A 10,787-nucleotide genomic window follows, 5' to 3' on the forward strand; every position below is an offset into this window, starting at 1 on the left:
TCCCACAGGGAACCGACTTCATGGGCTTATAGGTTGCCACGCAGGAGAAGTCTCTACCCGCTCCTGCGCCACGGATACCTGGGCAAAGTAAACGAAACCGGCAATCGCCAACCCCGCCATCTCGCCGCCATACATGATCGATGCCGAGAGAAAGAAGTTAATGCAGTTGAACGCGAAGTCCAGTTGCAATGCACTCAATAGATCAGCTTTGTTGCGGCATTGACGCATGATTCGCCAATAGCCGATGTAGTAAATCAACGCAATGATCGGTGCGAGGAAACCATAGCGGTAGTACACACCCAACAGGCCCACATCGGACAGGTAGAAGTACGAGCTGTAGATCCGTGCAAAGCCGTTCTGCCATTGCAACGACAAGGCGCCCATGCCCATGTAAAAGTTCTGAGCTACTTCCCCAAGCACGATGTGCGCCGTGGTGCTGCGCACGCCGCCGTCACTGGTTGCTTCCGCTAACAGCGCGTTGAATTTGGCATATTGTTCGGTAAAAAAGGCCTCCGGCAGGATCAAATAGGCCACCAGTAAAATCCCGATCACTGCGATGCCCACTTTGAGCAGCACGCCCCACTGGCTTCGGAAAATCCACACCCCCGCCAACGCCCAAATCACCATGGTGTTGCGAGTCTGAATAACCAACCACAAGTAAGAGACAAACAGCAGCAGTAACAACACCGTCATCAGCGAGAAGCGGCGTTTGAGGCGGTACATCAACATAAAGGCACAGGCGCTGACGTAAGGCGCGCCGATGCCGAACCGATTGGGCCGCAGAGGATCAAGCCCATAGTCTTTCTCGTCGACCGTAAAGGCAAAGTCGTTATTCTCTGGAATCACACCGACGTAATACAGATAACCGACGACGACACACGCCAACCCGCAGCACAAAAAGAACCGTTCCAGTTCTTCCTGAGTAGGCCGGGCCTTGATCATCAAATACAAGGCCGGGAAGAACAGCAGGTAGAGAAAACTGCGACGCTCTTCGAGTAAGCCAAAGATCAGGGGCTGCCCGAACTTGATGTTGGCCAGCAGTGCCGATAAGGCCGGTAACAGCAATCCGAAACACAACACCCATAAACTGGCCCGCGACTGTTGTGCGCGTTTCCAGATCACGAGCAGGATAAAGGCGGACGCCACAATGGCGACGATAAATACCTCACGCAAATAGGGCACCCCGGCTTTCTTGTTCTCGGTCAAAAACAAACACGCCGAGTTCAGAAACAGCAGCATGAATAAGAGGGTTCGGTAGGAGAACAGCGTCCGGATCACAGCCTTATACCTTCGTGGATAAACCCGTGGGGGAGGGGCCGGGTATTCATCATCAGCGCCAGGAAAAAGTCAGTCCTTCGCTGATGCCCTTTAGGCCATAGTGAATATTTTTCAGGCTTCCACGGTTTTGCAGCACCGTGATTGATGCCAGCGCCAGCGATGACACAATGCAACAGGTCATGGAATGGAATTTGCGGTTATACATAATCGCGGCGCGGTTTCGATAAAAGTGAAAAAGGTGGCTCTTACCCTGAGTGCTACCACTGTCTGCGTGACGCGCAAAACTGCGCAGTGACACCTGACAACCAATGCCTTCTACCGCTGCCCGGCGTTGCCAGTCGACTTCTTCGCTATACATGAAATAACGCTCGTCCATGAGCCCCACGCGCTGAACAACCTCGCGCGCGACCATCATCGACGCCCCCATTAAATAGTCCGGCGTGGGTAATAAGGCCTGTTCCAGTCGCGAGCGATCCAAATTCTTACCGATCAACTTAGTCTTGCCCAACCACGGATACACCGTTCCCCCGCCCACACATTGAACACTGTTCGGGTTGTCGGCATAGACCAACACCGAAGCACTAAACCCACACGACGGGTTACTTTTCATCGTCTCAAGCAGCGCTTCAAGTGCGCCTGCTTCTACCGTGACGTCGTTGTTCAAGACCCAGAAGTAGTCATAACCGGCTCGATACGCGTAATCAATGCCAACGTTATTGCCGCCTGCATACCCCGCGTTACGGTTGTTCTTGATCAGGCAGCGTGAATAGGTGCGGTCGAGGTGTTTGATTTCTTCTTGAGTGGTAATCAGCGCCCGTTGAGGATCTTGCCCGGTCATATAGGCCACCAGCTTTTGATAGTCTTCGGGCTGCGAATCGTTGTCGATGATGACGATGGGAATCGAACTGCAGGCCTCTAGAGACTGGACGCACCTTAGGGTCTGCTCAGCGCCGTTCCAGTTGAGAACAATAGCGCACACGGTGTTAATGTTCATGGTGAATGCCTCAAAGACCGGAGTTCTTGAGCATGACAGTACGCCTGGCGGCATTGAGGTCCTCATGCATCATCTCGGCGCACATTTCTTGAGCGCTGATCTCTGGAACCCAACCCAACTTGATTGCGGCTTTTGTTGCGTCGCCCAATAACGACTCGACTTCGGCCGGACGGAAATACCGTGCATCAACGCGTACGATCACATCGCCGACGTCTATCGCCGGCGCCAGGTCGCCCTCAATCGTTACCACGATGGCGTGTTCGTCCACGCCTTCGCCCTCAAAGCGCAGACGAACACCCATAGCCGCAGCCGACCAAGTAATGAATTCGCGAACCGAATGCTGCACGCCAGTGGCGATCACGAAATCTTCCGGTTGCTCCTGCTGCAGCATCATCCACTGCATGCGCACGTAGTCCTTGGCATGCCCCCAGTCACGCATTGAATTCAGGTTGCCCAAGGTCAGGCAGGCTTGCAGGCCGAACGCAATATTGGCCAGGCCAAGGGTGATTTTCCGGGTGACGAAGGTCTCTCCGCGCCGGGGGGACTCGTGATTGAACAAAATTCCGTTGCACGCATACATGCCATAGGATTCGCGGTAATTGATCGTGATCCAGTAGCCATAAAGCTTGGCCACGGCGTAGGGCGAACGTGGATGGAACGGGGTGGACTCAGTTTGCGGCACTTGCTGCGCCAAGCCGTACAGTTCGGAAGTGGACGCTTGATAGAAGCGGGTTGTGTGTTCAAGCCCTAGCTCGCGGATCGCCGTCAACAGTCGCATCGTGCCCATGCCGTCGATATCGGAGGTGTATTCCGGCAATTCGAAACTGACGCCAACGTGCGACTGGGCGGCAAGGTTATACACCTCGTCGGGCTGCACGTGGTTCATGATTCGAATCACACTGGACGTGTCGCTGAGGTCGCCGTCGTGCAGGAAAAACCGATCAACCAACTCCGGATTTCGATGCAAGTGATCAATGCGCTGAATGTTGGAGAACGAGGTGCGGCGCTTGATGCCATGCACCTCGTAGTCTTTCTCTAACAACAACTCAGCCAGGTAAGAGCCGTCCTGACCGGTGATGCCCGTGATCAATGCGCGCTTTCTTTCCATGTCATTAATACCTGCTCAGTCACGTGTTGAGGGGAACTGATAACGTGTCGAACACCGAGGGGATCGACACACCGCCGATGCGGAAATACGAGTGTTCAGGCGATTTGGCGGCGATACCCGCGATGCCCCTCAAACAGCACAATGGCGATCATCGACAGGTTGATGACGACGTTCGCGGCGGCAAACGCCATGACCACCGCCAGCGCTTCTTTAAAGAACAACGCGCCGGTAAACACCGCTGAAATTCGAAGGCTGGTGCTGACGATCTCGAACACCAAAAAGCGCTTCTGCAACGACAACGCGGGAATGGCTACCTGACAAGGACCACCGATAAACCCTGCAAATTCGGACAGCGCCAGCCAACGCGCGTACTCGCCGGCGGGTTCCCATTGCGCACCAAACGCCAAGCCAAACAGCCACGGCCCGGCGATAGCCAAGGTGGCGAAGGGCACCAACCCGGCCAGCGCCATGCCTGCCACTCCTCGTGCCAACAAGCGGGTCACCGGTTCGTGGGCGTGGGTCGCCTGAGTGATGCGCGGGTAATAAACGCTGCCCACGGCCTTGCCAATAAAATTACTCGGCATCGCCAGCACTTGCAGGCACAACGCAAAGAAGCCTGCGGGCACTGCGCCGAAAGCAGACGCCAGGACCAGCGTCGGCATGTGCACCGACAGCGCATTGATCAATACTTGTGGCGCGCGGTAAACCGGGAAGTCTCGGTAGTCCAATGCCAGTTGCCGCAGGCTTTTGCGCTGTCCGACGTCCGACGGGTGGGCATTTGACAAAGGGATCTGATCGCCACCCAAACGGATGCCGATCAGTAACAGAGAACTGTGAATGACGTAGTAAAGCGCGCTGGTCACCACCAGCACCGGGGCCGACGACTGGATCAAGCCCGCGAGGCTGCGGGTAGCGTTGTAGAGCAGGGCATGAAGGGTCGCAGCTCGGGCTGTCAGGCTGAAACGCTGGGTTCGGTAAAGCCACTGTTGCGTGATCTCCAGCACCGCGGAACTGAACATGACGATGGGAAGCAGCATCAGGTACGGGGTCAGGATGTCGATGCCCAGTGACGCGGCGAACTGCGCGCCGTAGCCATAAAGCAACAGAGCCGACGCCGCGCAAACCGTGGCCGCTATCAGCAGCGACAACCGGATTAATCCTCGGGCATCGTCGTCGCGTACGGGAAGCACAATTGCCATGGGGTAAGTCAATGCGCACCACGGAATCAGAATAATGATCAGGCTCTGGAAGGTCCCGACTACCCCGAATGCGTCCGGACCATAGATGCGCATGATCACGGGAATCAGCGCCAAGTTGATTGCTTGGGCTCCCGCGCTGCCGGAAATGGTCGTCAGAATGTTGCGCACCAGGCGGCCCCGGTAAAACTGCTGCAGCCCGGCGCGCCATCCTACCCTGCGTGATTGCGGTGCCGAGGCGCTTAATTGGGGGTCTATCATTACCTTCTCCGCGCCGGTCAAACGCTTCAAAACTACTCCGCGCGGGTGCGCAATAAACACCGTGTTCGCTCCTACAGGCTTTTACAGATACCGTTTAATAGATATTCCGCGAGAACAAGGTGAACGGCGTTTTGAGCAGAATTTTGATGTCCAGCCAAAGCGACCAGTGATTGATATATGCCAAGTCCTGTTCGACCCGGCGTTGCATTTTTTCCAGGGTCTCGGTCTCACCTCGATAGCCGTTGACTTGCGCCAATCCGGTGATGCCGGGTTTGATCCGGTGCCGGGCCATGTAGGCCAGAATTTTGTCGCCGTAATAGTTGTTGTGGGTGATCGCATGCGGGCGTGGACCTACCAGCGCCATTTCGCCGCGCAGTACGTTGATCAGTTGCGGCAGTTCGTCCATTGAGCTGCGCCGCAAAAACGCGCCGACACGGGTAACGCGTGGATCGCCTTGGGTCGCCTGTTTGACGGCCTCGTCATCGTGCTGGCGCATGGAGCGAAACTTCCACACTTGAATCACGGTGCCGTTGCAGCCATGACGCGGCTGGCGGAAAAACACCGGGCCGGGGGACGACAGTTTCACGGCAATCGCTACGGCCAGCAGCACCGGGAACAAGATAATCAGCGTGATCAAGGCCACCACGCGATCAAATAATTCTTTGCCGAAGGCTGACGCCGGATGAGAACTAAGTGGCGTTTCATTGAGGTAAATGGCGGGGAATTGTTCTATCTGCGAGAAGGAGGGATTAAGCAGTGTCATGCCGCTGAAGTCCGGCACCCAGACGACATCGACGTTCAGGTCGAGCAGCTCGCGGTACAGCGCCTCGATTCGAGCTGACTCACTCAGTGAGAGGGCGATATACACCCGCCGAACCTTACCGCTTTTGACCAAATCGGTCAGCGTTGGCAATCCAACCAGAATGGGCAAATTAGCGTCGAGCTGCACGTCCTCGGCATGGGCGTCGGTCGATACTAGTCCCACAATTGGAACGCGCTTGCGCAGCCTTTTGGCCAGGGTATACGCCAGCACACTGGTGCCAATGATCACCGACGTGCGCTCGAAACGTAGCCGCCGCGCGTGCAGGTTCATCAGGCAGTGCAGCGGCACAAACGTGAAGGCCTGCGCCAAAAAACCCAGTAACGCGGCTTTCGCCAGCAACCGGTAGTCAAGGCCGGTGTAGACCTTGCACAACCGTAACATTCCAATCAAAGCGACCATCAGTACCGCCCAGCCAATCAGCAACCGCAACAGCCCCGAGCCATAGCCGAAGCGCTTGTGGTACACGTGCAACGCGCTGTAGATCGGCACCGAACACAGCACGCCGAGTACCACCAGCACCCGGTAGGACGGGGGGATATAGCCAAACGTGAAGAACACCAAGAGGCAAAAGGCGAGGCTGGACGCTCCCGTTGCGCAAAACCACTGGCTCCAGAACGTCAGGCCGCGCCGATTGACCGAAGGGTGTAGGCGTCGAGCAATCATGCTCGTAGCTCCCAGTGATCGCCGCATGCCTGTAAATCCCCGCCCAGGCCGGTGCTATTGATTGCGGTAACGGTCTAAGTTGTCTCGCCGGGCAAATAGCCGTAATACCCTTGATGGCCATACCGAGCGTTGGTCGCAGAGACTTGGTTGAGCACCACGCCAGTCACGGGCGCCCCATTGCGCAACAACTCACCCACCCCGCGCTGGACCTGTGGCGCAGAGGTGCTGTCGGATTTGACGACGTAAAGCACGGCATCCGCCATTGCACATAACAGTGCCGCGTCACTGACGGACTGACTGGCGGGAGAGTCGATGATAATTCGGTCATAACGTTGTTTGGCCCATTCCAGAAAACTGCTGAAGCGTGGCGATGCAAGCAGCTCCAGCGGATTGGACGGCACCTCTCCAGCGGGCAGAACGTCGATACCACTGACCCGCTTAATACACTCTTCACTGCGGGCACTGCCGCTGATCAAGTCCGCCAAGCCCACTTTCTCATTATTCAGACCAACGTTTCGGGCCAGGGTCGGCCGCCGTAAATCGGCTTCAATCAACAGCACCCGTTCCAGGCGTCCCAACGCGCAGGCAAGATTAACGGCGACTGCGCTTTTACCTTCGCCGGGCACCGAAGAAGTAACCACCACCACCCGGCGTCGGTTTTCGATGTCGCTGAGCATCACACCCGTTCGCAAGGTTCGAATCGCCTCATTGAAGCCCGCGTTGTCGTTGCGCTCGAATTGACGAGCAATGCGTGCGCGGTTTTTCTTTTGCAGCAACGGCACCACACCCAGCACCGGCAAGCGCAGTTTCTTCTCAACCTCATCGCTGGATTTGAAGGTGTTTTTCATGGCGTCGCGCAGTAGCGCCAAGGCGCAGCCGACGCCTAATGCCAATACCGCCACAATCGACAGCATCAAGGATTTACGCGGTGTATTGGGCTGCTGCGGCACGATGGCTTCGTCGACAATGCGGGCGTTGCTTAGCCCGATATCGGCGGTCGCCGTGGTCTCGCGCAGGCGGGTGAGAAAGGTGTCGTACAACGAGCGATTGCTTTCTACATCGCGCTGCAATTCACGCAGCTTGAACTCTTTACGCGAAATGTCTTGAATTTGCGCGCGGCTGCTATTGACCGACGCGCGCAATGAGTCCTCGTTGGCCTGGGCCAACTGATAATTACGCTTGAGCCCGGCCACCACTTGGTTGACCTGGATGCGCATGCTCGCCTGAGCGGCCGCAAGATCAGAGCGTGCCGCGAGCATTTTCGGGTGGCGGTCGCCATAGCGCCGCGACAGCTCATCGACCTTGGCTTGGGCCCGCGCTTCGTCGGCCTGGAACTGCTGAATGACCGGGTTGTTGATCACTGCCGGGATGCTCGACATCTGATCCGAGCCTTTAGAGCCCATGCCCTGCACTTGTTGGTATTGGCTCTGCGCCTCAGCCCGCTCGCGCCTCGCCGCGACCATGTTATCGCTGTTTTTCGACAGCTCGTTGGCGCTGATGGTCACCACGCCGTCAACGTCCACGAGTCCTTCAGCATCGCGGTAGCTTTGCAGTTTGTTTTCGGACTGTTGCAACTGGGTGCGCAACTCAACCAAACGTGTGTTCATCCAACGGCTGGCGGTCAACGAGTCGCTAATTTGCGCGTCGAGGCGGCTGTCCAGATAGCCTTGGGCCAAGGCGTTGGCGGCAAGCGCAGCGGTCTCTTTGTCGTTGAGCGTCACGCCGATAGTCACCACCTGGCTTTTACCCACGGATGACACCGAAGTGTGTTCCATCAATTCCAGCACGGTACCATCGAACACTTCAGTCGGCGTCAGCGGCGGGTTCTGGCTCCAGCTGGGTGGGAACCATTCGGGTTGTATACGCGCCATCAGCATTTTAATGCGCGGCATAAGGTACAGCCGTTGACGCGGGTCGAACTCAGGGTGCTCGGTAAGGTTCAACTGGCGCACCGCGCGCTCGGCCACGGCCCGGCTCTGGATCAGGCTGATCTGGGTTTGCAGGTAATCGTTGGTTGGATTATTCGGGTCGGCGGTTTGCTGGAATGAAATAAGCATCGCGCCCTTGGGTTCGATGACCAGCGACGCCACAGCGCGATAATCCGGCGTGATCGATTGCATAAGGACCGCCGCCAGCATCGTGGCCAAGATAGCGAGGGCCAGAATGCTCCACTTGCGGCCCCACAGCGTATGCCCGATTTTGCGCGAGTCGATGAAGTCCCTGTCATCTTCCAGCGGCGCCATGTAACGCTTTGGCACGTCACGTCTGCTGATGCTGATCTGGCCCATGTCAAAAGAACCCCTGTTCAATGGTGATGGTGTCACCCGGTTCGACCAACGTGTTCAAGCTCGCTTTGAGGCTTCTACGGGTCGGGTCAGTGCCGCGCACAATACTGATGCGCTTATCCGACGCACGCTCTGTCAGCCCACCGGCTACTGCGATGGCGCGGTCCAGGGTCAACCCCGGCTGGAACGGATAGCCACCCGGTAACTTGACCTCACCGCTGATGTAAAACTGTCGATACGTGAGCACGCTGACTGAAACCCGCGGGGCGACTAAATAGCCGTCCTTGAGTTTGTCGGTGATCAGCTTTTCCACCTCGGTGGGGGTTAAGCCCTTGGCGTTGATTTCGCCAATGAACGGATAGGAAAACGTCCCGGCGTCGGTTAGTCGGATCTCTTTGAAACTGAGGTCGGATTCGCCGAAGACGTTGATATTGATCACATCGCCGGAACTGAGCTGATACTGAGCCGCCGCAAAAATCGGCAGGCTGCACACCATCAGCAACGCCGCGATAACGAATTGACGGATGAACATAAGGGATACCTCTTATCAAGCACCGCGTAACCTGTTGAATTGAATATTTAACAATTGCCCGGTGTTGCTGCGCGACAGCACGGCGTCGAAGACGGGGACGTGTTCTGGCGCCCAGCTAAATCAAAGACTCAACGCAATACTCAACATAAATACGTTGCGGGTGTAGGTCTGGTCGCTGAAGTTCGAGTCGTTTTCCCAACGCTGGTAGCCCAGGGTGATGTCAGCCCAGCGGGTGGCTGAGTAAATCAGTGAAGCGCCGTAGGTGTTGAGTTTGTCGTCGCGCCCGATACCCAGGTATTGAAGGTCTGCATAACGGTAATCGATCTCCGACGCGATCCACGGCGACCAGGTATGTCGCCAACCCAGACGGGTGCTGGTGTCGTGGACGGTGTAGGAACCGTCGTCGCCTTCTTCGTATTTTTTGCTTGCATTCAGAGAGAACGTGGAATAGGTGCGCGGCTTCCAGTCCACGCCGACTTCCCACGTTGGGCTGCTGTAATCATTGGCCACGCCCTCGAAGTCTTTGCGTTCATAACCTACCCGCACGCTGCCACTGACTTTGGCGCTGACGTCCCGTGTAACGCCGACTAACGCAGCATCGCCGGTACTGTTTCGGGTGCTGTCGTGGAGCAAATAATCAAAATCACTGTGGCGCACTTCAACCAACGCGCGGGTGCTACCGCCGAGGCGGTGAAACCAAGTCGCGACGAGGATGGTGGTGTTGTGTTCCTTGTCATCATTGATTCCATCGCTGTTGCGGTAACGTAGCTGTTGATATTCGGCCAACAGATCAATTTGGTTCATGCCACTGAGCACGCCGAAACTGTAGCCCAAATCAGCGTTCTTCAAGGTGTACTTGTCGTTCTCCCGCGGCTGGGCGGTTTGCACTGTGTTTTCGGCGCGGCGATAGCCCAGCTCCCAGTTCAGACGATTACGCGAATCAAACTCTACGATGCTTTTGGCCATGACGTGCTGATCAACATGGTCGGCGTCGGCATGGTCTTGGTACGTCAGGCTGTCGACGTCGTACTCAAGTTGATAGCCACTGGTGCGGGTTTGCGTTTCCAACACAAACGTTGGACGCACGGATGTAATCCAGGAGGATTCAACCTGATTGGGCAATGTTCGGAAGTTATCGTCATAACGCTCGCCGATTTTCAGCGTCGGCGTGAAATCAAAGCCACCCAGTTCCACACTTTGCGGTTCATCCGCCATAGCGATCATCGGGAAAGGCACAAGTACGAGTAACGTCAACAAACGTTGCCTGTCATTCATCAAGGATCCTTTCTCGCAGTGCGATAGAAGCAGCGTGGTAAAAAATACTCGGCTCAACCCCCTCCAGAACAACCTGGAACGTGTCGGTGGTAAACATCCATGAAGGTTTTATGCCGGTCAGTGCCCGTGAAAGTCTTCAGGGCAACGCGGCGGACTGCGCGTGCAATCACGACGACTGTTGGCAGGGTGCGAGAAGGAAAAAAACAATGCTACCGCCCAAGCCATGCTCGGGAGCACAAGCTGCATGTTTATTACATCAACTATGCGTAATGCGGCATAGACAGCCGATGACTGCGGTACTCCCTTCGCGAACGAACGTCGCGTTCAGGGAAACTACAAAGGGACACTTCGGCGACCCTCGAATGGCCTCGG

At 56.4% G+C, this 10,787-nt stretch carries 8 protein-coding genes; all 8 read right to left on the minus strand.

Annotated features, from left to right (window positions below; genetic code table 11):
- Window positions 1–18: 18 nt before the first annotated feature.
- The 8 genes from RHM65_RS17015 to RHM65_RS17050 all read right to left on the minus strand — a co-directional run bounded on the left by RHM65_RS17015 (window position 19) and on the right by RHM65_RS17050 (window position 10,415).
- Window positions 19–1,239 (minus strand): hypothetical protein, encoded by a 1,221-nt coding sequence (locus RHM65_RS17015; RefSeq protein ID WP_322164805.1) that lies wholly within the window; start codon window positions 1,237–1,239, stop codon window positions 19–21.
- 91 nt (window positions 1,240–1,330) lie between these two features.
- Complete coding sequence (locus RHM65_RS17020) at window positions 1,331–2,272, minus strand: glycosyltransferase family 2 protein (protein WP_322164803.1); 942 nt, start codon at window positions 2,270–2,272, stop codon at window positions 1,331–1,333.
- Between the two features lie 10 nt (window positions 2,273–2,282).
- Window positions 2,283–3,380, minus strand: a complete 1,098-nt coding sequence (gene gmd / locus RHM65_RS17025; protein WP_322164802.1) for a GDP-mannose 4,6-dehydratase — start codon at window positions 3,378–3,380, stop codon at window positions 2,283–2,285.
- 95 nt (window positions 3,381–3,475) lie between these two features.
- Window positions 3,476–4,837 (minus strand): lipopolysaccharide biosynthesis protein, encoded by a 1,362-nt coding sequence (locus tag RHM65_RS17030; RefSeq protein ID WP_322164800.1) that lies wholly within the window; start codon window positions 4,835–4,837, stop codon window positions 3,476–3,478.
- Between the two features lie 94 nt (window positions 4,838–4,931).
- On the minus strand, window positions 4,932–6,323 hold the full coding sequence (locus RHM65_RS17035) for an undecaprenyl-phosphate glucose phosphotransferase (protein ID WP_322164798.1): 1,392 nt from the start codon (window positions 6,321–6,323) through the stop codon (window positions 4,932–4,934).
- Window positions 6,324–6,397: 74 nt separating this feature from the next.
- Complete coding sequence (locus RHM65_RS17040) at window positions 6,398–8,611, minus strand: GumC family protein (protein ID WP_322164796.1); 2,214 nt, start codon at window positions 8,609–8,611, stop codon at window positions 6,398–6,400.
- Between the two features lies 1 nt (window position 8,612).
- On the minus strand, window positions 8,613–9,140 hold the full coding sequence (locus RHM65_RS17045; protein WP_322164794.1) for a polysaccharide biosynthesis/export family protein: 528 nt from the start codon (window positions 9,138–9,140) through the stop codon (window positions 8,613–8,615).
- A 120-nt stretch (window positions 9,141–9,260) separates the two neighbouring features.
- Window positions 9,261–10,415, minus strand: a complete 1,155-nt coding sequence (locus RHM65_RS17050; RefSeq protein WP_322164792.1) for an outer membrane beta-barrel protein — start codon at window positions 10,413–10,415, stop codon at window positions 9,261–9,263.
- Window positions 10,416–10,787: the final 372 nt, after the last annotated feature.

It is taken from the genome of Pseudomonas sp. CCI4.2 (assembly GCF_034350045.1).
Lineage (GTDB): Bacteria > Pseudomonadota > Gammaproteobacteria > Pseudomonadales > Pseudomonadaceae > Aquipseudomonas.